This window comes from Brytella acorum (assembly GCF_029309905.1).
GTDB classification, from domain to species: Bacteria; Pseudomonadota; Alphaproteobacteria; order Acetobacterales; family Acetobacteraceae; genus Brytella; species Brytella acorum.
This window is the reverse complement of the sequence record NZ_JARBJP010000001.1, coordinates 719,369-744,453: the sequence shown is the minus strand read 5'-3', so window position 1 is coordinate 744,453 and position 25,085 is coordinate 719,369. Positions and strand designations below refer to the sequence as shown.

Annotated in this window: 20 protein-coding genes; 12 read left to right on the top strand and 8 right to left on the bottom strand. The window is 58.9% G+C overall.

What is annotated here, in order from left to right; translation table 11 throughout:
- Positions 1–548: 548 nt before the first annotated feature.
- From PWM43_RS03310 to spt, 3 genes are all read left to right on the top strand, one after another.
- Positions 549–2,285 (top strand): fatty acyl-AMP ligase, encoded by a 1,737-nt coding sequence (locus PWM43_RS03310; protein ID WP_289841129.1) that lies wholly within the window; start codon positions 549–551, stop codon positions 2,283–2,285.
- A gap of 153 nt (positions 2,286–2,438) precedes the next feature.
- A complete protein-coding gene (locus tag PWM43_RS03305) occupies positions 2,439–2,696 on the top strand; it encodes an acyl carrier protein (RefSeq protein ID WP_289841128.1) in 258 nt (85 codons plus the stop codon).
- Positions 2,693–3,886: a serine palmitoyltransferase gene (gene spt / locus PWM43_RS03300; protein ID WP_289841127.1), complete on the top strand. Its 1,194-nt coding sequence runs from the start codon at positions 2,693–2,695 to the stop codon at positions 3,884–3,886. The genes PWM43_RS03305 and spt overlap by 4 nt, the downstream gene beginning before the upstream one ends.
- A gap of 46 nt (positions 3,887–3,932) precedes the next feature.
- Here spt and PWM43_RS03295 read toward each other — a convergent pair whose 3' ends face one another.
- Positions 3,933–4,859, bottom strand: coding sequence for a hypothetical protein (locus PWM43_RS03295; protein WP_289841126.1), 927 nt, complete (start codon positions 4,857–4,859; stop codon positions 3,933–3,935).
- Positions 4,860–4,870: 11 nt separating this feature from the next.
- The gene (locus PWM43_RS03290) at positions 4,871–5,830 is read right to left on the bottom strand and encodes a diacylglycerol/lipid kinase family protein (RefSeq protein WP_289841125.1); all 960 of its coding nucleotides are present in this window, start codon (positions 5,828–5,830) and stop codon (positions 4,871–4,873) included.
- 162 nt (positions 5,831–5,992) lie between these two features.
- Between PWM43_RS03290 and PWM43_RS03285 the strand changes: the two genes are divergently transcribed.
- The 5 genes from PWM43_RS03285 to PWM43_RS03265 are packed head-to-tail and all read left to right on the top strand — an operon-like array spanning position 5,993 to position 10,704.
- Entirely contained in the window at positions 5,993–6,880 is an 888-nt protein-coding gene (locus PWM43_RS03285; protein WP_289841124.1) for a metallophosphoesterase family protein, read from the top strand.
- Positions 6,877–8,037, top strand: coding sequence for an LptF/LptG family permease (locus tag PWM43_RS03280; RefSeq protein WP_289841123.1), 1,161 nt, complete (start codon positions 6,877–6,879; stop codon positions 8,035–8,037). Before PWM43_RS03285 ends, PWM43_RS03280 begins: the two co-directional genes overlap by 4 nt.
- Positions 8,034–9,128, top strand: coding sequence for an LptF/LptG family permease (locus PWM43_RS03275; RefSeq protein WP_289841122.1), 1,095 nt, complete (start codon positions 8,034–8,036; stop codon positions 9,126–9,128). The genes PWM43_RS03280 and PWM43_RS03275 overlap by 4 nt, the downstream gene beginning before the upstream one ends.
- A gap of 26 nt (positions 9,129–9,154) precedes the next feature.
- Entirely contained in the window at positions 9,155–9,943 is a 789-nt protein-coding gene (locus PWM43_RS03270) for a sterol desaturase family protein (protein WP_394356023.1), read from the top strand.
- Entirely contained in the window at positions 9,940–10,704 is a 765-nt protein-coding gene (locus tag PWM43_RS03265; protein WP_289841120.1) for a nucleotidyltransferase family protein, read from the top strand. The genes PWM43_RS03270 and PWM43_RS03265 overlap by 4 nt, the downstream gene beginning before the upstream one ends.
- A 69-nt stretch (positions 10,705–10,773) precedes the next feature.
- Here PWM43_RS03265 and PWM43_RS03260 read toward each other — a convergent pair whose 3' ends face one another.
- Positions 10,774–11,097 carry a hypothetical protein gene (locus tag PWM43_RS03260; RefSeq protein ID WP_289841119.1) on the bottom strand — a complete coding sequence of 108 codons (324 nt, stop codon included), beginning with the start codon at positions 11,095–11,097 and terminating at the stop codon, positions 10,774–10,776.
- A gap of 206 nt (positions 11,098–11,303) precedes the next feature.
- Here PWM43_RS03260 and PWM43_RS03255 point away from each other — a divergent pair, with 206 nt between their 5' ends.
- The 4 genes from PWM43_RS03255 to PWM43_RS03240 all read left to right on the top strand — a co-directional run bounded on the left by PWM43_RS03255 (position 11,304) and on the right by PWM43_RS03240 (position 14,689).
- Entirely contained in the window at positions 11,304–11,798 is a 495-nt protein-coding gene (locus PWM43_RS03255; protein ID WP_289841118.1) for an MmcB family DNA repair protein, read from the top strand.
- 13 nt (positions 11,799–11,811) lie between these two features.
- Positions 11,812–12,621 carry an inositol monophosphatase family protein gene (locus PWM43_RS03250; protein ID WP_289841117.1) on the top strand — a complete coding sequence of 270 codons (810 nt, stop codon included), beginning with the start codon at positions 11,812–11,814 and terminating at the stop codon, positions 12,619–12,621.
- Positions 12,622–12,705: 84 nt separating this feature from the next.
- Positions 12,706–13,563, top strand: coding sequence for a lipid-binding SYLF domain-containing protein (locus tag PWM43_RS03245; RefSeq protein ID WP_289841116.1), 858 nt, complete (start codon positions 12,706–12,708; stop codon positions 13,561–13,563).
- Positions 13,564–13,798: 235 nt separating this feature from the next.
- Positions 13,799–14,689, top strand: coding sequence for a peptidylprolyl isomerase (locus PWM43_RS03240; protein ID WP_289841115.1), 891 nt, complete (start codon positions 13,799–13,801; stop codon positions 14,687–14,689).
- 790 nt (positions 14,690–15,479) lie between these two features.
- On the opposite strand, the gene PWM43_RS03235 is transcribed toward PWM43_RS03240, so the two are convergent.
- From PWM43_RS03235 to rpsA, 5 genes are all read right to left on the bottom strand, one after another.
- Positions 15,480–16,592 (bottom strand): CgeB family protein, encoded by a 1,113-nt coding sequence (locus PWM43_RS03235; protein ID WP_289841114.1) that lies wholly within the window; start codon positions 16,590–16,592, stop codon positions 15,480–15,482.
- A 110-nt stretch (positions 16,593–16,702) separates the two neighbouring features.
- Complete coding sequence (locus tag PWM43_RS03230) at positions 16,703–17,557, bottom strand: glycosyltransferase family 4 protein (RefSeq protein WP_289841113.1); 855 nt, start codon at positions 17,555–17,557, stop codon at positions 16,703–16,705.
- Positions 17,533–19,665: a glycosyltransferase family 2 protein gene (locus PWM43_RS03225; protein ID WP_289841112.1), complete on the bottom strand. Its 2,133-nt coding sequence runs from the start codon at positions 19,663–19,665 to the stop codon at positions 17,533–17,535. The genes PWM43_RS03230 and PWM43_RS03225 overlap by 25 nt, the downstream gene beginning before the upstream one ends.
- A 39-nt stretch (positions 19,666–19,704) precedes the next feature.
- Positions 19,705–23,046, bottom strand: coding sequence for a glycosyltransferase (locus PWM43_RS03220; RefSeq protein ID WP_289841111.1), 3,342 nt, complete (start codon positions 23,044–23,046; stop codon positions 19,705–19,707).
- A gap of 201 nt (positions 23,047–23,247) precedes the next feature.
- Positions 23,248–24,951, bottom strand: a complete 1,704-nt coding sequence (gene rpsA / locus PWM43_RS03215; protein WP_289841110.1) for a 30S ribosomal protein S1 — start codon at positions 24,949–24,951, stop codon at positions 23,248–23,250.
- Between the last annotated feature and the right edge of the window lie 134 nt (positions 24,952–25,085).

Below are 25,085 nucleotides of genomic sequence, written 5' to 3'. Positions count from 1 at the left end.
AAACCCAGGCATTCCTTCAGAAAACCCAAGAACCAAACACTCAAACCGCGTCGGTGAGCGGCCTTCTAAGCGACACAACACATCACGTCAATAAGAAAAATGAAAAATTTCAGTGACAGCTGCAATCCGAAAGAGCGTGATTTCTGCAATGTTTCGCCATAAAACGTGTTTTGGCATCCGGCCTGTTTTCGCGCGAGACGTACCAGTTGAAGTGGAGCACCAGTCGAATGTCATGCGCGCTCAAGGGCGACGCCATCTCTGCCCGTCAATGGCCGCAAAGCCGACTTGGAACTCCATATCGCGCCTCAGCCGCTGGACCTGATACCCTGCGTTTTAGAGCAAAATAGCCACTTTTCGCGACTTCCCATCGAGGAACCTCGCAAATTTTGTAGAAACGGATGAGTTTCCTGACTATACGGCAACCCATCTTCTCGTTGGCCCGTGGCCAACCCAACTTTGAACCGGGTGTTTACCGACACCCAGATCGAGCGAAATGACAGCTCTTTTTAGGTAGTGGAGCGCGGCAGACCTTGAACGACACCTGTAATATGGCTGAAACAATAACGCCCACTCCCACGGCTTCCGGTCAACGACGTCGACATGGTGATTTCGAAACCTTCACCACGGCGCTCGATTACGCCGCCGAGGGCGACGCTGGCTTCAATATATATAATGGACGCGGGCAGCTGCTCGAGGCTCTCCCTTATAGTCAATTACGTCTTCAAGCCTTGGAAACGGCGCGGAAGCTCCTTGGTTCCGGGCTTCGTCCCGGAGAAAGAGTAGCACTTGTCGCCGAAAGCGATGGAGACTTCGCCAGAATCTTCTTTGGCTGCCAATATGCCGGCCTTGTTCCAGCTCCCCTGCCCTTGCCGATCGCCTTCGGCGGCCGAGAGGCTTATATTGGAACACTGCGCGGGATGATCGCCGCGGCTGGTGCGCGGGCTGTCATTGTCCCGGACGTCATTGGCTCATGGACTAGCGAAATCGTCGCTGATCTGGATCTGGCATTCGGAGGCTCACCCAAAGAACTTCTGTCCCGTCCAGTTCCAGGAATAGACCTTCCCACAATAAGAGGTGGCGACCTCTCTTACCTGCAGTTCTCTTCCGGCAGCACCCGTTTCCCGATGGGTGTCGCCGTAACCCAGAAGGCCGGAATGGCGAATGCGCGTGCCATCGCGCGAGACGGTCTGCACGTCCTTGAAACAGGCGATCGCTGCGTTTCCTGGTTACCTCTCTATCATGACATGGGCCTCGTCGGCTTCTTCCTGACTCCGCTGACCTGCCAGTTGAGCGTCGATCTGCTGCCGACCCGTGAGTTCGCACGCCGTCCGCATGTCTGGCTGGATATCATCAGCCGGAATCGCGGAACGATCGCTTATAGTCCGTCTTTCGGTTACGAACTCTGCGCGCGTCGTCCGGCCCCTGCAACGCTGGATCTCTCGTGCTGGCGTATCGCGGGAATCGGTGGTGACATGATTCGCTACCATATTCTCGAAGCCTTTTCAGAGCGTTTCGCTGCTGTTGGATTCGACGCGCGTGCCTTTGTTGCAAGCTATGGGATGGCTGAAGCAACCCTGGCCATCAGTTTCGAGCCTCTCAACAACGGCATTCAGACCGATACGATCGACCTGCGACACCTCGAAACCGAAGGTTACGCCCGTCCCTCGAACGACCCGTCCCATGCCTTGAGGACGTTTGTTCTCTGTGGTGAGGCTCTTCCGGAGCATGAAATCGAAGTCCGCTCTTCGAATGGCAGCATTCTTGAAGACAGGCATGTCGGCTCGGTCTTCGTTCGCGGCCCGAGCCTGATGCAAGGTTATTTCGGCCGCCCGGAAGAAACCCGCGATATCCTGGATGAGGATGGCTGGTTGAATACCGGCGATCTTGGCTACACGCTCGACGGCCGGATCGTCATTACCGGCCGCGCTAAAGATCTGATCATTATCAACGGTCGCAACATCTGGCCCCAGGATCTGGAATGGTCGGCAGAAACGGAAATCGAAACGCTCCGCTCACGTGACGTCGCTGTTTTTTCAGTCGATTCTGAAGAAGGTGAGAACATCGTCGCGCTCGTTCAGTGCCGGGCAACGAATGATGTGGACCGCGCAGCTCTGCGCGAAGAAATCACGAGTCTGTTCCGACGCCTTCACGGTGTCGAGGTGAATGTCATTCTTGTGCCGCCTCATACGCTCCCACAGACTTCCTCGGGCAAACTGACCCGCGCCCGCGCCAGAGCCATGCTTCTCGCCGGCCAGTTTGAGCAACTTCTGAGTGCAGCCGCCTGATTCCCAGAGAGAATGACGCAAAGGAACGCTTGTTCCTTGCGCTTCATTCTTCTCTGGCCAGCAGTCATTTGGTGCAGCATAACCACACCCAGCAGACGCACGCGGGCGCCACGGACCATTGAGCGCCATTGATATGTACTGGAGAGATATACGATGACGGAGACAGTCGCTTCCATCACGACGCTCATTATTGACAAGCTGCTTGCCAACCCGAAAGTGCCACGGGACATCAATAGTGACAGCAAGATCGTCGAAGACCTCGCTTTCGACAGCCTTGCCGTGATGAACTTCGTCATGGAAATCGAGGACGCGCTGGACGTCTCCGTTCCGTTGGATCGCCTCGCCGATATCCGCACGATCCATGATCTTGCAACCTGCCTTGCACACCTCAAGAGCGGCGTTTCTGCATGACCGATATCTTTGCCAAATATGCCGGTCTTGCCGCCTCTTTTGACACTGTCGGCCGGATATCGCCTCGCAACCCGTTCGGCGTGGTGATCGAGCGTCCTCTTTCCGCCACGGTCGGACTTATTGAAGGGCGTGAAACGCTTCTTTTCGGCACGAACAACTATCTCGGCCTCAGCCAGTCCACCGCCGCCGCCGATGCAGCCATTGCGACGGTGCGAAAAGAAGGCGTCGGCACGACCGGCTCGCGCATCGCGAACGGCACCTATGCGTTGCATCGGGAACTGGAGCGGCGTCTGGCCGAGACGTTCCAACGCGAACACTGCCTCGTCTTTTCCACAGGGTACCAGGCCAATCTGGGAGCCATCTCCGCGCTCGCGGGCAAGGACGATATTCTTTTTCTGGATGCGGACAGTCATGCCAGCATCTATGACGGCAGCCGTCTATCGGCGGCGCAGGTCATTCGTTTCCGACACAACGATCCCGATGATCTCTCTCGGCGGCTTGCTCGTGTGAAAGACCATCCCGGCGCAAAGCTGGTGGTCGTGGAAGGCATCTATTCCATGACGGGGAACGTCGCGCCGATGCGCGAATTCGCCGACGTCAAAAAAGAGCATGGCGCCTGGCTCCTGGCCGACGAAGCCCATTCTTTCGGCGTTCTGGGCGCCCATGGCCGTGGCGCCGCCGAGCTTTTCGACTGCGAAGCGGATGTGGATTTTGTCGTCGGGACGTTCTCGAAAAGTCTGGGCACGGTCGGCGGTTATTGCGTCTCCAACCACCCCGGCATCGAACTGATCCGCCTCTGTTCACGCCCCTACATGTTCACGGCCTCGCTCCCTCCGGAGATCATCGCGGCAACTCTGGCGTCCCTGACCGAAATGGAAGCGCGCCCTGAGTTGCGCACCACGTTGATGGAGAACGCTCACCATTTGAACCATGGTCTGCATGCGCTGGGACTTCGGGCCAGCCCCCATGTCAGCCCCGTCGTCGCCGTGACGCTGGGCGCGGTGGACCAGGCGATCCGCTTCTGGAACCGCCTCCTCGAATGTGGCGTTTACGTCAATCTTTCACTGCCGCCCGCGACTCCGGATGACAACCCCCTCCTCAGATGCTCGGTCATGGCCGCTCACACGCCGGCGGAAATCGACCGTGCGCTGGACGCTTTCGGCAAGGTGGCTCAGGAACTCGGACTCTAAGAGTCATCGCGAGCGGCCGGTCGCGAAATGATCGGGATGTTTTTGTTCAGTCCCGTTTGAAAACCGAACGGGCACGCCACAGCAGAACTGGCAGGCACAGGATGGGATGCGCTGCCTCGAAGGAGGTGAGGCGCAGATCCAGTCCGTTATGCCGCTGGATTTTCCAGGCCAGATAACGTGCCCCACCATCAAACGTGAATGCCGCCTTCAACAGCCGCGCCGCATTGAGCCAGCGTCCGGTTTGCGCCAGCCGCTTCCAGCGCCGCCGCCCGTCGCGGCGCGTCCTTGTTGAGAGTTGCGGTGCCAGCGTATGCCCGCGTCGCGTGAACGCAAGCCCCTGCGCCGCCCATGCGAGGGGCAGGATGGAGGCATAACGCTCTGCCTGATCCTCCATGATGACTTTGCCCCGCCCTGCGCTTTCAGCGCGAAGCTCCGCGCGATAGGTCGCCGAAAAAAGACTTTCCCACCAGCCTGCTGCATCCATAGGGTCAGTGCCGAGTCGGGCGGCCCAGCCTGCCGCGGTCATGACGCATCGACGTACCGAATGCAGAAGAGCATCCGCCGCATCGGGATCGCGCACCCAGACAAGCCGACAGGGCTGCGCGAAACGCGCCCAGATGGTGGTGTCAAAGGTCGAAGGGAGGGCGCGCGCCCGAAACTGGGCGCTCGACATGACGGCCACTTTCGCCCGCAGGATCTGATTCCCGACGCGACGTTCGACGTAGCGGACGTTGGGGGGCAACCAGAAATTCGCGAGGCGCGCCAATGGGGATTGCGGCCAGTCGGCGAACGTGTCGACGATCACGTAAAAATCGAAGAGTCCGTCTCCGTCAAACTTGCGCAGGCCCGAACCGTAAAAAATTACCCCCAGGGGACGATACTCGCCAATCATGCCCGCGACAAAGGCGGTGATGCGAGGGTCGGAAGTTTGCGTAAGTTCCGCACTCAGGAAACGGTCGAGGGCATCCATCATTATTTTCGCCGTCAGTCCTGGAGAAAAATAAACTCAGGTCCCGGCGCAATGACGATCGTCTCTCCCGGTCCCGGCGAAATCTGTTCCCCATCGATGACGAAATCACTGGTGGTCCGAAGCACGACCTTATCCACACAACCGCTCCGGTAATCCGGATGCGCGCGAAGCCAGTCCGGCGCGCGACCGCGCAACAGCGCCCATGTCGCCTGAACAAGACGACGGGGATGATCGGCCACATCGAGAAAATGTATGCCGTCAAGCGGGTCGCCCGGCCGGCGCCAAAATGGCCAGATGCCACGCTCCAGATGACGCAATCCTGTCGCGAGAAACAGAAAGCTGCGTTTATGGGCGATACGCTCGCCTCCGGCGTCGAGGACGATTTCATCGCCGTTAAACCAATGTTCGCGATAGCCACGAAATATCAGGGCACCAAAAGCCCCGATGAATGTCGCGATAACGCCGAGCTCATGAGGCGCATATCGAAGTACGGTCGGTGAATGCGCGATCGCAATCGCCCGAGCGTATCCGGTGGAGCCGTGAAACATCCCGAGGCGCTCGGGCTGGGAGCCGTCAGGCCATGACACCAGCAGGGGGCGACGCGGCGCATGCGAGAGCTTTTCAGGATTATCCAACAAGAGGCGCAACGCCGCGGGGCCGCGCTGGCGGAAGCCCAGATCCCCCGCGATCAGATTAGTGTTGCCCGAAGGAAAAATCGCGAGACTCGGCAAGGCATTTTTGGGGTAAGCATGATGAATCGCCGTCATGACGTCGCTGACGGTTCCATCTCCACCGCTAATGCAGATCGTATCGATCCCGCGATCGGCCAGTTTCCGGACCTCATCGTACATGCCCGGTCGTGAGCGAGGCTCCAGAAAATTTTCGCCGAGGGCAGCACGGGCCATATCGATGAATTCAGGGCCGTCGCGCCGGTTACGACGGCTGAGCGGATTATGGATCAGGGCAAGACGCAAGGAATCGTCATTTCGGTCTTCGATGGATTGAGAAGCACACCGGAGCATGCGCGGTCCGGGCGCCATAGCATGACTGGAACGTGACAGCCAGAAAGGCCTTGCACGTCGCCATTCAACCGTTCCCCGAGACAGCCACCTTGTAATCCGATACTAGACAAAGCCATGTCTGATTCCTGCAGCGATATCGTTCATCTCGCGCATCTCTCCGATGTGCATCTCCCGCCGCCACCGCGCATCGCGGCCCGAGATCTGATCAACAAGCGCATTCTGAGCCTGATGCTGTGGAACGCCCGACGCCGCCATGTTCATCTCGCGAGCCTTGGCGACGCCGTGGTGGCCGATATCGCGTCATGCAAACCGGACGTCATTGCTGTGACGGGAGATCTCACGAATTTCGGACTTCCGGTCGAAATCGAGAGCGGCGCCCGCTGGCTGGCCGGACTTCCGGCCCCATCGGTGATCGTCCCTGGCAATCATGACCGCATGACGAACCTGCCATGGGCCGACGGTCTTGCCCAGTGGGCTCCGTGGATGGCAGCGTCGCCAGGTCAATTCCCCTATGTGAGAAGAGTCGGGCCGGTTTGCCTGATCGGCGTGAACAGCGCAATCGCAAGCCCGCCTTTCATGGCCTACGGACGGGTAGGGCAAAGGCAGGGCGAGCGGTTGCACGCGATCCTGTCCCGGACCCGCGGCTCGTATCGGGTCGTACTCATTCATCACCCGCCACGCGCGGGACTCGTCAAACCCCGCAAATCCCTGCTGGACTCTTACAAGATCAGTGGAATCCTGCAGTCCGCCGGCGCGGAAATGGTGCTGCACGGACATTCGCACGATGCGACAATGACCACCGTTCCGGGCACGGATATCCCGCTCATCGGAGTGGCGTCGTCTTCCCTGCGCTCAAGCCTTCCCCTTCGTCAGGCGGGCTGGAACGATTTCTCCATCTCTCCGATCTCGAAAGGCTGGGATGTCACTCTCATCCGCCGACAGATCGACGCAGAAGGGCGGCATAACGTTCTGAGCGAACACAGGTGGCAGCGTCACTCATGATGCGCAAACGGCTGCCGACGCTGGACCGATACCTGCTGACGCAACTTATCCCCCCCTTCGTCATCGCACTTGGAGCCGTTCTGCTTGCCCTTCTGCTTGAACGCCTCATGGTGCTGTTCAACGATCTTGCCGCGACGGGCAGTTCGCTCGCCACTTTCATCGGTCTTCTGACGGATCTCCTGCCTCATTACATGGGCCTGGCCCTCCCCGCCGCCCTGTGCGTCAGCGTATTCCAGATCGCCCGGAGAATGAGCGAGAACAACGAAATCGACGCTTTGATGGCTGCGGGAGTCTCTCTGCTGAGAATTGCGCGCCCTTTCATGCAGACCGGTCTCGCCCTCGGCGCCATGAGCGTCCTTCTCTACGGCTACATCCAGCCCGTGGCCCGATACGACTATCGCGCGGGCTTTTATTTCGCTGCTCATACGGGATGGGCGCCTCATCTTCAGGCAGGGATGTTCGCCGCCACCGCCGACGGAGCGGTCCTGACCGCGGATGCGGTTTCGCACCGCGGCACGGTCCTGCATCGTGTGTTTATCCGCGAACAGGAAAAAAACGGAGTTGTCCGCATTATTACGGCGAAACGGGGCCTCCTCACCGTCGCGCCGGGGAAACGCGCGACACGCCTTGACCTCTGGAACGGCATGATCCTGACCGATCCCGGGCCGGGTTCGCTTCACGACCCTTCCCAGACTTATTTTGCCCACAGCGACAGACTGATTCTGCCGAAGGCCGCCGCAGCGAAATTCCGCAAACGCGGCATGGACCAGCGCGAGCTGACGTTGCTCGAACTGGTGAAATATCTTTGCCATCCGTCCAGTACGCCCCCTGACATCGGCCAGAACGACGTCCGGGCCGAACTCAATTTTCGCCTGGCTCGCGCGCTCGCGATACCATTTATTCCTGCCCTCGCCGTCGCCCTGGCCATGGGCGCGAAGCGCCGCCGTCCAGTTGTGGGTCTGATTGCGCTGGCGCTCGTTCTGGTCGGTTTTGATCATCTCTTACAGTTCGGAAATGGGCTCGTCTCCCAGCGGGGCATATCCGCACTTCTGGCAATCTGGATGCCTGAACTGATCTTCTGTGCGATATGTGTAAGCGCCATTCACCGGCGTTCACGCGGCTCGTGGCTGCGCCGCAGACTGGTTCGACCGACATGACCCAGGCACATCGCCCGCCCCGCCGCGTTCTGCTGATGGCCTTCTCGCAAGGTCTTCTCGGACGCGTCCTGCTCTGCACCTTCGTGCTGTCCGCCCTGATGGAAATTCTCTCACTGCTGGAGCAGACGACACTCATCCTCGGGCGTCATCTCGGCCTGAAGGGTGTCCTGACCTACGCGATTCTGCATTTCCCCGCGATCGTCCTCCAGGCCATTCCGCTCAGCGTGATGATGGGCGCGTTGTTCCTTCTCATGCAGATGACGCTCAACAGCGAAGTCGCGAGCCTCCGGGCTGCCGGTCTGTCCACCGTGCGGCTCTACCTGCTGATGCTGCCCGCGACGCTGGTCGTGGGAATGATCGCCATGGCTCTTCATGAATTCGCGGCCCCGCAGGCGGAACTCCAGCTCGCCCGATGGTGGAGCCAGACGGATCGACACCCGCAGGATGATACACGCGCCTTCTGGTTCCACAGCCGGACCGACATCGTCCATGTCGGAGCTTTTGGCCGGGGTGGGCGCGATCTCTATAGTCTCGCCCTTTTCCAGCGCAATGCCGACGGTCTTCTGATCGGCACGGCAACCGCAGAAACGGCGAACTATGAAAAAGGCGAATGGCACGTCCACAACATGCGCTGGCTGAGCCCCCAGCCCAACAAAGTTGTCGTAAAGGTCACGGGCGACCACACCATCGGACAGGCGGGAGTTACACCCGACGACATCCTGGTGATGTCCCAGAGCTATCCCATTCTGAGCACCCGCAAGATCAACGCCATTCTGCATCACGGTGCGGCCGCGAGCCTTCCCAAAGCGGCCTATCGTATGGCTCTTTTCCTGCCTTACATCATTCCGCTGAATTTGTGCGTCATGCTTCTCCTGGCGCTTCCAGTGGTCTATATCCCTCCTCGGACTGGCACGCGCAGCTTGATGCCGGTAGCCGCACTTGGCGCGGGATTTGGGTTTATCGTCCTTCAGGGGCTCATCCAGGCGCTTGGCAACGCCGGGACCCTGCCCGCCGTTCCCGCGATCGTTGCCGCGCCGATCATGGCGATCATGTTCGGGATCGCGTGGCTGCTGAAGATGGAAGAACGATGAACCAGAAACGCCCTAGCCTACGACAGATGTGGAATGAGAGAGCCTCTCTGCAGACCGGTCGCAGTTTCGATCTCGGCAAGATGGACCTACGTCAACTGTGGATGGCGTACCTGACATACCCGACGATCCTGTTCTATTTCGCCCTGATCGTCATATGCGCGCTGGCGACATTCCATTTCCGCCCGTCTCTTCCGCATGTCGTCATTCCGGCCCTCGCCGTCGTCGTCGTTTATCCCCTGGCCTGGTACCTCATTCATCGATTCATTCTTCACGGACGCTGGCTTTATCGTAATCCCGTGACCGCATCGCTATGGAAGCGGGTCCATTTCGATCACCACCAGGACCCCCACCTGCTCGATGTCCTGTTCGGATCGCCTCTGAACACCGTTCCCACCATCGGCATCATCGTCTTTCCGATCGGCTACGCCATCGGCGGCTGGGGCGGCGCGTTCGCAGCCGCGACGACCGGTCTCGTAACGACATGCGTGTACGAGTTCTTTCACTGCATTCAGCACCTGGCTTACAAGCCACGCTGGAAGTGGGTGTCCCACATCAAGCAGTTGCATGTTCTGCACCATTTTCACGACGAAAACGGCAATTACGGCATCACGAACTACATGGCCGACCGTGTCTTTGGCAGCTTCTACGAGAACTCCCGTGCCCGTCCCCGCAGCGCCCATGTCTTCAATCTGGGTTACACCGTAGAGGAAGCCCGACGCTACCCGTGGGTTATGGAGCAAACCGGCTCGCCGCCGCGGGATCGCCCCGAAACGGCTCGCGAAAGCGCCCGGGACAACACGCGAAAGTCCGCATGACACTACCCGTTCTCATCCTGGCAGGATCACGCGACGGCGCGCGTGATCCTCTGGCCCTGCACGGTAAGGTCGCCCATAAGGCCCTTCTGCCCGTCGGCGGTCAGCCGATGCTCGCCCGCGTTCTCGCGACCCTTGAAGCCACGCAGGGACTCGGTCCTTTCTATGTGAGCATCGAAGACCCGCAAGCCGTCGCTCCATTGCTGGGCGAAGCAAAGGTTCTGCCAACAGCATCCGGACCGAGCGGAAGCGTGGCGCTCGCGCTGGAAAGCCTGGGCACGCCCCTTTTGATGACGACGGCCGACCACCCCCTCCTGCGTTCCGCATGGATCCATGAATTTCTGGAGGCGGCCACGAACGCCCAGGGGACACATTCGTGCGACCTCGCCGTGGGCGTCGCGTCGCGGACCGTGATCGAGCGCGATGTGCCAGGCACGAAACGCACATATATCCACCTGCGCGACCTCACGTTTTCCGGTTGCAATCTGTTCTGGTTCGGCACTCCTCGTGCCGCTGAGGTCGTGCGCCTGTGGCGCAATCTCGAACGCAATCGCAAACGTCCATGGCGCATGGCTGCAACACTCGGTTACGGCACGTTGTTCCGGGCCCTGACGGGCCGCCTCACATCGGACAGCCTGTGCAAACGCATCCGCCAGCTGACGGGCGCCCGCGTCCGCCTCATCCCTTTGTCAGACGGGCGCGCCGCCGTCGACGTCGATAAACCGTCTGACCTCGCCCTGGCTGAAAAACTGCTCGCGTCCTGACGACGCTCCTTCCGGGACCACCCCGTGGTCTGGACCGCGCATACGCGACCGGGCTTTTCCTAAGGACGATCAGTCCGCGCTGAAGAGACGCGTTGAACGCAGCTGCGTGAGACTGCCGGACATGGTGAAATCCATCATGATGAGAATGAACGACGCGCCCAGAAACAGTGCGTAAAACATCCAGGCATTCGCATTTTTCTCAAAGCGGATCGCCAGTGCGAAACAGACAAGCGAAATAAGCTGGAGCGCAAACGCACCCCGTTCTTCCATATGCCCGGCCACAAGTCCGATCAGAAAGCAGAACCCGCCGACACAGGCACAGCTCAGGGCCTTGTCGGCCATGACGACCGTTTTGATACGTGCGAAAACCGGATGGGTGGGTTCCTGCATCATGTGTCGCTTTTTCCTTTTCCGGACCTTCTTGAGAGGTTCCACGCGCATGCGGCCGAGCGCCACGCATAACTCCGCGCATACGAACGACATATTTGAGAGATCCTTTGCCTATAAAACGCGCGTGAAACGCATTCAAGAAGCGAAGGATGACTTTCCCGGTCTGCCGCAAGACGACATCCGGTTCCGAATTGTGCATAAGAGACGCCATGCAACTCCTTTTGCCGGACGTTCAGATCCAGATCCGCAGAGCCACCCTGGCGCTGTGCCGTACACTGGCCTGGGCACCTGTCAACGAATTCACGCTCACAACGGCCAGCAGACGAGCGGACATCATGGCGCTGTGTCAGGACGACAGCTTCGCCTGTATCGAAATCAAATCCGGTCCTCGTGACTTTCTGTCCGACCTGAAATGGCCAGAGTATCGCGTGTGGTGCGACCGGCTCTATTTCGCTGTCAGCGAGGATTTTCCGCTGTCTCTGCTTCCCGACGATGTCGGAATCATCGTCGCGGCTGTCGGCAATCTTTCGTCGGGCATCATAGGCGAATGCGCTATCGTCCGCGAGGCGACGGAAACGCGACTGGCCCCTGCCCGGCGCCGCACGCTGACAAGGAATTTTGCCCGCACGGCCGCGTTGCGTTTATCCGGCCTTGAAGATCCGGCCATTACGGCTTCCCTGCGCGCGACGCTGCGTGCCGATTGAAGGAGAACCTCCCATGACCTCCGCCACCCCTATCGACGATCGCATGATCGCCCGCCGTCTGGCCGCCGCGCGCGCCATCGCTGAAGACGCCGCCGCACTGGCCATGGCCATGCGCCCCCCACCGGGCGGCCCCACTGGAACGACCAAGGGCATGCAGGACTATCTGACGGAAACGGATGGTGCGGTCGAAAAACTGATCGCCGAGCGCCTTAACGCCCTTTACCCTGAAGACGGGTTCATGGGTGAGGAAGCCGGCAGTCGGCGCAGCGGAACCCTCACATGGGTCGTCGATCCGATCGACGGCACGTCGAACTACGCGCGCGGCCGCGAACGGTGGTGCATCTCGATTGGCCTCATGCATGGAAAGCTTCCCGTTGCCGGCGTCATTCACGCCCCGGCCCTGCATGAAATCTATACGGCCCAGCGCGGACACGGAGCATTCCTGAACGGAAAGCGCATCAAGGCCTCGGACATCGCCGATACCCGCACTGCCATGGTGGAAATGGGCTGGAGTCCCAAAGTGACGCCGGACGTCTATGCGAAGCATATGCGGGCCTTCATGAGCCTGGGTGTGATGCCGCGCTCATGCGGGTCGGGCGCTCTGGCGATTGCAGATGTCGCATGCGGTCGGCAGGAAGCCTATCTCGAACTGGTCATCAATCTGTGGGACGTCGCTGCGGGAATGGTCCTGCTGCACGAGGCGGGGGCCGTCACGTCTCCCTTCCTGGAGATCGGTGGCCTGACGGGAGGCGCCCTTCTCTTCACGGCTGCGCCAGCCATCGCCGGAGAACTCGCGCGCGCCGCGGAAGTGGCTCTGGATTGAAACCGCGCTTCATCATTCAAACATAATCCGCCGCTAACCTTCGTTCCCGCAACCTATCCCTATGACATGACGGAGCCCGTTTTCATGCCGCTGACCTGCCACAGGCTTCGCTTCGGGCTCACCGCCCTGCTGGCTATCGCGCCGCTGCTTATCGCACCAGGGAGTCACGCCGCCACCAGCCAGCAGTCGCTGATTGATCGCGCCACGCTGGCGGTTCAGGACATTTTCCAGAATACAACGGCGCAATCGTCCGTTCAGAAATATCTGGCGAAATCGCGGGCCGTCCTGATCTGCCCGTCTATCTTCCGCATGTCGTTTGGAATCGGCGGCTCGGGTGGCGGTTGCCTCCTGCTTTCGCGAGATGCACGAGGCTCCTGGTCCGACCCGGCATTCTACACGCTCAGCTCCGGCTCAATCGGCATCCAGTTCGGCATGGAAGACTCCGAGATGATGCTCTTCGTCATGTCGGATCGTGGACTCCAGGCTCTTCTCGACAGCCAGTTCAAATTCAACGCCGGTGCGTCGGCGTCCTTCGCAACGGTCGGAACCGGCTTTGAAGACAGCACCGCAGGCGTAAGCAATACGGATATCCTCGCCATTCAGAAATCCAAGGGACTGTTCGCCGGCGCCTCCCTCGGCGGCTCGAAACTGACCGTCAACAGCGCCGCCAACCGCAGTTACTACAACCAGACGGTCGGGCCGGAAGACATCGTGGTCACGATGCGCGTCAACAATCCCGGCGCTGACCCTCTGCGGAGCATCCTGACGCGTGTCGCGATCACGCCAGTCGCGACCTCTTCCGTGCCTGCCGTGTCTCCAACGACCTCCGGAAACTCCGTCTCGGGCAGTCCGTATCCTGCCAATTACGACAGCCGCAAGTCCTACAGCAGCCAGGTCGGCGGCCGCGCCGTCCAGAGCGAAACGCTGAGTTCCCCCCGTTGAGCCCCTTCCACTGATACAACGATGTCGCCGCTTCAGCAGTGGCGACCATCAGATCCAATGCGTATTTCTGGCCTGCAACGACACCGACGCAGATGTGTAGTGGCGTCCGTTTCCTGAAACGCCAAATTCGTTTCATAAGGATGAGGAGCCGCTTCACCTGCGGCGATCATCCAGGAAAGGGAACGGAAGTCCATGCTGTGGTCCGATGCCAGAGCGACGGCTTCCGATGGGACGCATGCCTGATTGTTTTACCCGCATTGCCTTCGGACTCGGTCTCTTCGCTCTCTCGACGCTGCCCGCCAGAGCCGAGACGCCGACGTCGATCGTTAAGCAAGCCCCTTCTTCCGCCTGGCAGGAAATCCAGTCGCAGGATCTGCTTGTCCTCACGCTCTACAATAACCGTGTGGTGGTGATCCAGCTGGCTCCCGCTTTTGCGCCGCGGCATGTCCAGAACATCGTTGCCCTCAGCAAAGCCCGATGGTGGGATGGCGGGGATATTACGCGCGTTCAGGATGGCTACGTGACCCAGTGGGCTGGAAATCCAAGCCGCAAAGCCCTTCCCGCAACTGTGGAGGCCGTGCTTCCACCGGAATATGAACGCTCGGATACCGGCCTCTCACTGACCCCGCTGAACCGTCCCGACGCGTATGCGGCGCAGACCGGGTTTACCTCGGGTTGGCCTGTGGGCACGGACGGCCACACCGTCTGGCTGGCCCATTGTTACGGCATGGTCGGCGCGGGCCGCGACATGCCGCCGAACACCGGCGATGGCACCGAACTTTACACGGTCATCGGGCAGGCACCCCGTCAACTCGATCGTAATATCGCGCTCGTCGGCCGGGTTCTGAGTGGGATGGACGCGCTGACCGCCCTACCGCGCGGCACGGGTGACATGGGCTTCTATCGAACACCCGCCGAGTTCACATCGATCCAAAGTGCCCGGCTGGCGATTGATCTGCCTTCCTCGGCCCGTCCTCGCTTCGAGGTCATGAAAACCGATAGCCCGAGTTTCATTCAATATCTTCATGCGCGGGCCAACCGGACGGACCCGTTTTACGTCCGTCCTGCGGGAGGTGTTGACGTCTGCAATGCCCCGGTACCGACGCGCCCATCCAGCCAAAACTGAAAAGCCGACAGCCATGGCCAAACTTTCCCCAGCGGGATTTCGCCGGATCGAAATTACGGACCCCGTTCAGCACGCACGGATCGACGTGGCTCTATTTTATCCGGCGGAAGACCGCACCGCACCGACCCCGTACGGCCCGTACGTGATTGAAGTCGCGTCGGACGCTCCGATCGCGGCGAACGGATGCCCTCTCGTCGTGGTTTCACACGGAAATGGCGGCTTTCCGGAGGCGCATCGCGACCTCGGCCTCCACCTTGCACGCAACGGCATGATGGCAGCTCTCGTGCGGCACCCGGGAAACACGACCGGTGATAACGGCCTGGCCGGAACGATCGACTGTCTCGAAAACAGACCGCGGCACCTCGATCTCGTCCTTAACGCCTTGCTGGCCGATACAGACATCGGCGCCCACGCCGACCGCGAAAAAATCGCTCTCGCTGGCCATTCTCTTGGCGCTTACACGGCGCTCGCTCTCGCTGGCGGCGTGCCGGTCACAAGCGAGAGAGAAACGGGCGACGCGTCACCCGCAGCCGTCCAAGTCCCCCACCGGGATGATATCCGCGCTCTGATCCTGATGGCTCCGGCGACATTCTGGTATCGTGAATCCGAAGCGCTCAAGGCCATAAAAGCACCCGTTTTCATGAGAACGGGAGAAAAGGACACCATCACGCCTCAATGGCACGCCGACATCATCCGCCACGGATTACGGCCTGGAATCCCGATGAACGACGCCATCGTACCCGGTGCCGGGCATTTTTCCTTCATGAGTCCCTTTCCTCCGGAACGCACCTCACCCGGCCTTCCGCCGTCTCAAGACCCGCTTGGATTCGACCGGCGCGCTTTTCTCAGGAGTTTGAACGACGAGATCGTCGACAACCTCCGGAACATCTTCGACCGTCCCGCTAGTACTGACAGACTCTGACGTCAGAAGCTTCTCGCGCTTCAGCACTTCCATCACGTGTCGTATACGATCGCCATAGGTATGCTGGGCCAAAGTCCGGGCCTGGGCGCGTTTCACCATGTCCAGACGCGCCTGTGCGTCATCGATGTAACGCGCCACAAGTCCGTCGAAATCCCGTTTATTCGAGAAAACGGGAATTTCGTCGGCGTTGTAATAACGTCTCAGCTCATACGTGTCTTCGTGAAAGACCTGAAACGCGCCCGCAGCAGCGGCTTCGAAAGTGCGTGGTCCCGGCGTGGAAGGAGCAATCATGAAGCGCTTGTTTTCAAAGCTGAGCGATCGGCCGAGATTGAGAACAATCTTCGCGCGCCGATACAGCTCGATCAGTTGCCCCTTCTCGATGCGGGCATCCGAAAAACCAATACCGAACTCTCCCCAGCCCGGGCCGACGATACGGATATTCAGCTTTGAAAGCGTGGGAAGCAGCCCGCGCACGACATCCTTGCGGCTGGTAAATGCGACACCGCAAAACAGGACGTCGATGTTCTTTTCAACCGTCTCGTCGATTTCCGCATAATGGAGCTTCCTGCTGGCCGCGAGGGGCAGATGGAAGACACGTTCGCGCTGGTAAAAGTTATGTCCCCAGCGATCGCAGGAAAACACGACGTCGAAATCATCGCTGATGCGATAATTAGCATCCTGCTCGTAAGGATCTTCGGTCGCCCAGAATACGGTCGCCGCCCCTATCTTGCGCGCTTCTCGACATACCTCGCCGAAATAGGTGCTCTCTGGCAGATAGGACCCGATGGCAAACACAATCGTAGGCTTGAGCCGGGAAATGGAAGCCGCGGCGCCGCTGATATGGACGGCTGTAACATTGTCGTCGCCAAGGCATTCGGCCCAGCCATCCATGATGGACTCACGAATCTGGCGATTGGCCTGGGATTCGTAACGGCCACCACTGCAAACAAGCACACGCTGCGCTCCGGTCGTTCCTGCCATCGCTGATCCGCTCTCACCCGTTTGCAACATTCTTCACCCACTCAAGAATTGGTCCCGTCGGGACACTTCGTAAAATCCATCCCGGATCCCGGTTCCATGTTCCGGTCCCGCTATGACACCACAGATGCCTTCAGGATGTCGTCCAGTCTTTCACGAAAAACCCCGGGATCCGCATCACGCGTCACTGCGATCAACGCGTTGGTCTTCACCCGATCCCATAAAAGCTCATCGCAATAGAGCAACGCCATCTGACGGGCGAATCCTTCCGGATCGTCACTGGATGCTGCGAGCAGCGCCTCTTCATCGCGCCAGCCGACCTGACGAGCGATCAACTCCGTGGTGACGATGGGGAGTCCGTTCGCGGCCGCTTCATGCACTTTGAACGGGAGGCCACCAGCGAAGCGCGTCGGCGCCACAAACACACGGTGCGTATCGTAGAGAGCCGTCAGGTCATGCTGCGGACCGACATAGCGGATGCGCGAAGCATGACCGAAAATACTCATATCCACATCTTTCGCCACGAATCCGGCGACCGTAATCGCGACGTCGGGCGGCAGAAGGGCGTCGAGATGAGGCAACACATCATGGACCAGCCAATGAAGCGCGTCATAATTGGGAGAATCCCGATCATGGATCGCACCGACGATGAGAAAATTCTTACGATCCGCAAGGTCCTGCGTGACGGAACGCGGGCGCAGAGCGTGGCCCAGAACCCTGACATGACCATAGCCTGCCCGGCGGATCAGGGTCGCGTCGTGGTCGGTCACCGCCACGATCGCCTGGCTGTCTCGCGCGGGCTCCAGCTCCTCCACAAGAGCTTTGTCAAAATCTTCCGGCAACGGGAGACCGAGCACGCGCGCACGTTCAAAGTTTCTCGGTGTCGCGACCACTTCCGTATCGAGAATGGCTCCGCCGGAAGGCAGATAACGGCCGGCCTCGTTCAGATATGGAGCCAGACGAGCCATATTGTGTGTTCGCCAACCCAGACGAGATCGTAATATCCGGCGCGTTCCTCCAGAAAGGCGGGCAGATCCGCGAGGCTGGCGTCCCACATGAGTTCCACATCGTCCGGAAACACGCCAAAGCGGTCGGCCGCCGCAACCTCGTATCTCGATACCGGAAACACCGTGACCTGATAGCCAAGAGCGGACATCGCACCGACAACATCAAACGAACGCACATATCCCGAGCCGAGCCTCGGGAGTGGAACGCGGTCTTCCAGGTACAGCACCCTGCGGCGCTGGTCCCGGGCTTCCCGTCCGAGGATGGCATTCCGAACATGCGCGGGCAGTTGACGGCGCAGAAACGTCTTGTGCGTTTCTCCAAAAAGCCGGTGATTGGCCTTGATCATCGCCTGGGAACGCGCCGTTCCGGAACTTCCGAATTCCAGATGTTCGACCACGACGCTCGGATCATAGACGATGCGAAACCCTGCTTCCACGATCCTGAGGCACAGGTCCGTGTCCTCGAAATAGGCTGGGCGATACCGCGGGTCGAAGCCGCCCAGTCGTTTCAGAAGATCCTTGCGCACCAGCAGGAACGCGGCGGAACTGTAGTCGACATCTCGTGTAAAATTGGCTTCCGCGATGTTGGGATCGTCTTCGCGACGATATCCATAGGTTGCCCCATCGCGCCAGATGATGGAACCGGCCTCCTGCAAAGCCATGTTCGTCCGCACGAGTTTCGCACCGACGGCACCTGTCCGCGAACACGCGTTCATACGTCTGATCGCATTCGCAAGGGCCATGGGATACAGGCGTACGTCGTTGTTCAGATACAGGACATATGGCGCTTGTGCGTGGTTCAACCCGGCATTCGCACCATCGAGAAACCCAATGTTGGTTCGAAAACGGAGCATCTGCGCGCCGCGAACCATGCGCTCGATATGACGAGTCAGGTCCGTTGAGCCTGAGTCCACGACGATCAGTTCGATCGCCCCACGATACGTGGAACGCAGCGATGCAAGCGTCTGCATCGTGAGAGCAATCTGATCGTGAACCACGACGATCACGCTCACGTCCGGAACACCGACAAAAGAAAAATCAAGCGGACGATGCATGAATGCAGGCACAAGGGCGCAAGCATCTCTTACGAATCGCTCGCGCGTCTGTTCTTCGTTTGGTCTCGTGACACTCACATCGAGACGCGGACCTTCCGTTTTCGCCCTCACCCAATGCGTGAACGCGGTCTGCTCCGAAGCCATGCGGAGATCGGCCGCGACGAGGGGATGAGCCGCATAACCCTTCAGGTCGAGCCCCTGCCGTGGCGCGCGCCTCTCTTTCGCGCCAAACGTCACAAAATGGGCGCAGGCGTTCCGGAAATGACCATGCTCGAGGCTGGGGCCAAGATCGGGATGCAATGTCAGGTAGTCGCTTTCGCTGAACCATTCCTGCGGATCGAAAGCTCTCGGGGTATCGTTTGTCAGATAGTGATGTAGTGCGGAACGATAACGGCCTGCGGTGATCTCCCGTGCCACATGCGGATAACGGGCAAGATACCACACCGGGTCGAAAAACCAGGATACACGCCCCTGGTCACTGTGGACGCTATCGAGCCCCAGGTAAATTCCGAAGACGTTCTGCCCCTCCACGCCAATATTCAGACGCCGCAGCAGCAGGGTCGCACACTCCGGATCGTAAAACGGATGACCGGAGAGAAATGCATCCTGACCAATGGTCAAAAAATGATCGTAACCATTAGCCAGCCCCGCGGCTGCCAGGATCGACTGCGAAACCGCGGGATACGTCCGTCGATAATGTATTTCATCAAACAGCCAGTGCGGCGAGTGATCGACATAACCTTCGCTTTGATAGTGTACAAATCCCGACTCAAAGCTTCCAGCACAAATGGATTTGTAAACGGCAGGATATTTCTGACGATACCATTCTTCATCAAAATAAGCGTTCGGCGAATGACCGTTCAGACGACCCGTTTCAAGATAATAAGCTTCGATAACGGCTGCGTCGGTTCCCCCTGCCGCAACAGCCACTTCTGGATACGCCCTCAGATACCATCCGGCATCAAAACGGCTCCAGAGCGGCGTTTCTGCTGATGGAATATCAGCCTGCGGCATACAAGCGCCTTCTCACGTCCAAGGTGCCGGTCTCGAACATCAGGCAAAAGCCTTTTTACCGAGGAGAGCCGAGACCCGCTCGCTCATCTCCACGGAGACATCCACATGCTCGATGGACACCATCACACCGCTTCGGGTGGTGATACCAAAATTCGTGAGGACGACCCCGATGACTTCACCCACCACATTGACGATACAGACGCGATAACTCCCATCCATCGTACGGGCATAACCGGAGCCGAGCCGCAAATTGCCGGAAAAACCCGACATCAGGGGCGCCCCCAGATGGACTTTGCGTACATCGGCGCGCGCAAGCCTATGCATGGCGAAAAGAAAGACCTCCTCGTTCACATCGGAAACACAGGCGATGTAAAGCTGTCCCGACCCTGTCGCCCCGGGCATGAAAGCCCATCCCCCGACCGGAATATCCGTTTCAGGTTCACAGGCACCTGTCGTGACCGGCTCCTGTCCGAGGCGGTCAAGATACCATTCGACAGAGGCTCTATCCTCCCGTCGCAAACCCGATTGCGCGATCCGTGCGAGCTTCACCTCACGAAGAATACCGTCCTCATGGATGACACGGGAGAAGCCGGTCATGATGGTCTGGTTGGATGGGGGGCTCCGACGAAGAGCCACCACCGCACCGCCCGTCACGTCGATCTCGATGGTCGTGAGCTGAAATGTACCCTGGCCGTTCACGACGTTGACGAGGCCAACCCGATAACTGCCCTCGCACCATTTTCCCCGCAACGCCACTTCACAGTTAAAACCGGAACGACGCGGCGCATCCGGGAACAGGGAGACGATATCGCCACGCAGTTCCCGCGTACACTCAATGAAGATGACCGGACGATCGGGAGCACCGATAAGCGTTACATACATGGTTCCGCTGCCACGCACGCCGGGTACAAAATACCAGCCACGCAAGTGAAAGCTCTGCGCTCCGGGGAATTCGTCGTCCGTACCCTCGGCGAGAATAAAATTGCAGACGTCATCAACGTAGCATTCACCGCCCTGAATATCGATCCAGTCTTCCGGGACCTCGGGAAGTTCGATGGAGAGGTCGCGGATCGTCGGAGGATCGAAAATATGACGCGGAGGCGCCTGATGCCGCCAGGACGCGTGCGGGATGAGATGGACCTGCCCGCTGTCGATCGCGAGTTCCGCGATGCCCAACTCCCGCACTGGCGCGACACTCTCATAGACGCGTTTCAGTTCCTCTCCGTATCTCTGCGCATTCGTCCAGAGATCGCTGGTGATATTCTCCATCATGCGGCGACGCATGGCATCCGACGATCTTAACAGTTCCAGCCGCTCGAGAACCGCGCTTGGACGTCCGATCGGAACCTCGAAACCGTTCACCCCATCGACAACCCGATCTCCCAGAGCCCCGACATCGGTAACGATCGGAATCAGGCCGTTCTGCCATGCTTCGGAGAGGGAAATGCAATATGTCTCGGGCCAGATCGAAAGATTGAGCGCCACATCGGCGATTTTTAGTGCTTCAATATCGCCTGCCGTATACCGACCGTAAGTTTTGACGTTCCGGCGGTTATAAGCTTTCAGAACTGCGTCATATTCAGGGTGAACATAACCAAAAATATGAAACTCAAAGTAATCAGGATGTGCGATATCGATCAGGCTTAGTATCGTATCAGCACCTTTGGTTCTCAGGAAATTCCCCACGATCGCGATCGCCAATGGACGATCACCCAATGGCTCAAAGCTTTTCCGGGTTACCGGGACTGTATTTTCCGGAGACGGAATACCCAGCGTCAAAGACTGCTTCTGATCCAAAATAGGATAAACCGTATGCGTCAGGTCATGAGAATGACGCGTTCCGAACAGGATCGCATCCACCGAATGCAGCATTTTCGACACAAAAGCCCGACGGGTTTCCTCGCATCCATACTCGATGTTTTCAGCCGCTTTCAGGACGACGTCCTGAGCGACAACTGACATCACCTCACCCTCGTTGTAACGCAATTCATGGTTCAGAAGATTATAGCGAGACGACACGAGCCAGAAGTCATGAGCGGAAAAAACTACTCCTGTACCGCATGCTTTTGCAATAATGGGCAAAGAGAGAGCATGATGACCAAGATGCTGAAAATGGACGATATCTATATTGTACTGGGAAATAGCGTTTGAGAACGCCATTTCCTCGGCACCGTCACACATCGCGTCCATCCAGCCCACTTCAGGCACATCGTAACGCTCGAGTTCCTGACCACTCGCACTCGTCAGACGGCAATGGACACCACGCCGCAACCAGTAAAAAAACTCGATTTCACGTCCAAGCAACGCGCATAACGTCTGTTGGTAGACTTCAACACCGCCCCATGCCTGTTCATGAATCGTGGAGTGCGTACACATCAGAATCCGCAGTCGCCGACGGCGAGGAGGCCGCGATAGGGATTGCTGGCGCCTGCCGAAATCGGCCCCACTGATCTCCGCGATCCGGCGCAGGCGATTTTCGTACAAATGATGCTCAAGAACGGATTTCTGTGCCCGATGCGCCGCGTCTTCCCGCGCCTGAGGATCGGACAACAGACGCGCAATGGCATCAACCACGCCCTTCATATCCCGTGCCAGAGCGACACCTGAGACATCTTCGAAATAGCGCGCATCCATGATTTCCGGCGCTTCGACGACCTGTGCCGTACCAGCGAGCGCCAATTCATAATAACGCGGACCCGGCGCCGTTGCCTGACTGATATCGCCATGACTCGCATAGTCACGGAACATCGTCAGGGTGATCGCGCTGGCATTGGCGAAATCAATGAATGCCTCATGACTCACCGGGCGCTGAATGGCGAGCGCGGCGATATCGTCAGGCAGAGGCGGAAGATATTCGTTGCCCGGACAGATAAGTTTCAGCCGAGCATCCGGAAAAGCCGCAATGACATGGCGCAGCGTCGCAACCCGATTGGGCCACATCGTGCCAGCGAAGAAAATATCGTAATCGAGTTCTGCGGATGTCTTGATTTTTCGCTCATGAATCGACTGGCTGGCCGCCAGCGGCAGATAATGGCCTTTGCCCAAATAGTAGGATGCGCATGAGGGATCGTTGGTAAAAACGAAATCGAAGAGAGACGCATTATCGACGTTGAAATCCCGCATGAAGGGATCTTCGAAGGTCCAGAGAATCATGGTCCGGAATGCAGGCCGGACCCGACGCAATAGTTGCGTATTAATCCGCTGACCATCGATACAGATCAGGGTGTCGTGCTCTCCCGAGGCCGCTACCTGCCCCAGGGACATATTATCCGCCACGACAACCTGATCTTTTCCGAAGAGGTTTCGCGCCGCCCTTTCGACCCCAAGAGTGAGGTAGGCATTCGGGTTATGCGTATAATTTGTGTTGTAAATAACAGCCATGCGTTCCCCCGATGATCCCCAGCTCTGGCGACATCTTTATTAATCATCAGTCAACAGGAATGTTATCGCACTTCCTGTAGGAGAGAAAGAGAGGCTTCCAGATTAAGACCCAAAGCTTTTATGACGGAGGCATGAGACTCGGGCATAAAAAAAAGGGAGCACTCTCGTGCCCCCTTTATTACATTTTGAAGTCAAACGACTTCAGGCATCGGTGGAACGACGACGGATCGCCGCGCCAAGGATGTCGCCCAGCGATGCGCCGCTATCGGACGAACCATATTCGTTGATGGCCTGCTTGTCTTCCTCGACCTCACGACCGCGGATTGTCAGCGCAAGCTTGCGAGCGGCACGATCGACGGAAACGACCTTCGCATCGACCTTTTCGCCAACAGCGAAACGCTCCGGACGCTGCTCGGCCTTGTCACGAGCAAGTTCTGCACGGCGGATGAAGCCGCTGAGAACGTCATCGACCTTGACTTCGATTCCGTTGCTCTGGACAGCCGTCACGACGCAGGTCACGACCGCGCCCTTCTGGACACGCGACAGGGCGTCGGCCGCCGGATCTTCCTGAAGCTGCTTGATGCCGAGAGAAATACGCTCCTTCTCGGGATCCACGTCGAGGATCTTGGCCTGAACGACCTGACCCTTCTCGTATTTCGCCATCGCCACTTCGCCGGCCTCGTCCCAGGACAGGTCGGACATGTGAACCATGCCGTCGATATCCGCCGAAAGACCGACAAACAGGCCGAATTCCGTGATGTTGCGGATTTCGCCTTCGATCACGGAACCAATCTTGTGCTCCTCGGCGAACTGCTCCCACGGATTGCGCTGAACCTGCTTGAGGCCGAGCGAAATGCGACGCTTGGCGCTGTCCACGTCGAGCACCATGACGTCGACTTCCTGCGAGGTCGCGACAATCTTGCCCGGGTGGACGTTCTTCTTCGTCCAGGACATCTCGGAAACATGCACGAGACCCTCGACGCCGGGCTCCAGTTCGACGAACGCGCCGTAATCGGTGATGTTCGTGACGCGTCCCGTGTAACGGGCGCCCGGCGGATACTTGATCGCCACGTTCTCCCACGGATCAGCCTCAAGCTGCTTCATACCCAGCGAAATCCGCTGCGTATCCGGGTTGAAGCGGATGACCTGCACGCGAACCGGCTGACCGATCTGCAGAGCTTCCGACGGATGATTGATGCGCTTCCACGCGATGTCGGTCACATGCAGCAGACCGTCGACACCGCCGAGATCCACGAACGCGCCGTAATCGGTGATGTTCTTGACCACGCCGTCGAGGATCATGCCTTCCTTGAGGCCCTGGATCAGTTCCGAACGCTGCTCCGCACGCGTCTCTTCGAGGACGGCACGACGCGACACGACGATGTTGCCGCGAGCACGGTCCATCTTCAGAATCTGGAAAGGCTGGGGCTGACCCATGAGCGGCATGACGTCACGAACCGGACGGATGTCCACCTGGCTGCCCGGAAGGAACGCCATCGCGCCGCCCAGATCGACCGTGAAGCCACCCTTGACGCGACCGTAGATCGTGCCGGTAACGCGCTGGTTGTTGGCGAACGCGCGTTCGAGAGCGGTCCATGCCTCTTCGCGGCGAGCCTTCTCGCGCGACAGGACGATCAGGCCGTCACGGTCTTCGTAACGCTCGACATACAGTTCGAACGTGTCGCCCGGCTTGACGTCGGGAGCAGATCCCGGAGGCCCGAATTCCTTGAGCGCGACGCGCCCTTCGCTCTTCAAACCGACATCAACGATTGCGAATTCGTCGGTCAGACGGACAACGCGGCCAGTAACGACCGAACCTTCAAAGCCAGAATCCTGGCCGAGGGTCTCGTCGAGAAGAGCCGCGAAATCTTCGCCCGCATGAGCGGTGGTGGTGGCTGAAGCCATGTGTTTCTGTAATCCTGACCCGGCAGAAAAAATGCCCGGGTCTTTTCTCGCCTGCGCATGACCACTTCCCGGTCACACGACGTGCCGACGCGATGCGCCAGCCTGTGGATACTGACCTGCCCCACGGACAGGCA

Coding starts and splice junctions, on each gene's coding strand:
- PWM43_RS03280 (WP_289841123.1), top strand. CDS start 6,877: ATGATGCGCAAACGGCTGCCGACGCTGGACCGATACCTGCTGACGCAA.
- PWM43_RS03225 (WP_289841112.1), bottom strand. CDS start 19,665: ATGCCGCAGGCTGATATTCCATCAGCAGAAACGCCGCTCTGGAGCCGT.
- PWM43_RS03275 (WP_289841122.1), top strand. CDS start 8,034: ATGACCCAGGCACATCGCCCGCCCCGCCGCGTTCTGCTGATGGCCTTC.
- PWM43_RS03270 (WP_394356023.1), top strand. CDS start 9,155: ATGTGGAATGAGAGAGCCTCTCTGCAGACCGGTCGCAGTTTCGATCTC.
- PWM43_RS03220 (WP_289841111.1), bottom strand. CDS start 23,046: ATGGCTGTTATTTACAACACAAATTATACGCATAACCCGAATGCCTAC.
- PWM43_RS03295 (WP_289841126.1), bottom strand. CDS start 4,859: ATGATGGATGCCCTCGACCGTTTCCTGAGTGCGGAACTTACGCAAACT.
- PWM43_RS03230 (WP_289841113.1), bottom strand. CDS start 17,557: ATGGCTCGTCTGGCTCCATATCTGAACGAGGCCGGCCGTTATCTGCCT.
- PWM43_RS03305 (WP_289841128.1), top strand. CDS start 2,439: ATGACGGAGACAGTCGCTTCCATCACGACGCTCATTATTGACAAGCTG.
- PWM43_RS03310 (WP_289841129.1), top strand. CDS start 549: ATGGCTGAAACAATAACGCCCACTCCCACGGCTTCCGGTCAACGACGT.
- PWM43_RS03250 (WP_289841117.1), top strand. CDS start 11,812: ATGACCTCCGCCACCCCTATCGACGATCGCATGATCGCCCGCCGTCTG.
- PWM43_RS03235 (WP_289841114.1), bottom strand. CDS start 16,592: ATGGCAGGAACGACCGGAGCGCAGCGTGTGCTTGTTTGCAGTGGTGGC.
- PWM43_RS03285 (WP_289841124.1), top strand. CDS start 5,993: ATGTCTGATTCCTGCAGCGATATCGTTCATCTCGCGCATCTCTCCGAT.
- PWM43_RS03245 (WP_289841116.1), top strand. CDS start 12,706: ATGCCGCTGACCTGCCACAGGCTTCGCTTCGGGCTCACCGCCCTGCTG.
- spt (WP_289841127.1), top strand. CDS start 2,693: ATGACCGATATCTTTGCCAAATATGCCGGTCTTGCCGCCTCTTTTGAC.
- PWM43_RS03260 (WP_289841119.1), bottom strand. CDS start 11,097: ATGATGCAGGAACCCACCCATCCGGTTTTCGCACGTATCAAAACGGTC.
- PWM43_RS03265 (WP_289841120.1), top strand. CDS start 9,940: ATGACACTACCCGTTCTCATCCTGGCAGGATCACGCGACGGCGCGCGT.
- PWM43_RS03255 (WP_289841118.1), top strand. CDS start 11,304: ATGCAACTCCTTTTGCCGGACGTTCAGATCCAGATCCGCAGAGCCACC.
- rpsA (WP_289841110.1), bottom strand. CDS start 24,951: ATGGCTTCAGCCACCACCACCGCTCATGCGGGCGAAGATTTCGCGGCT.
- PWM43_RS03240 (WP_289841115.1), top strand. CDS start 13,799: ATGCCTGATTGTTTTACCCGCATTGCCTTCGGACTCGGTCTCTTCGCT.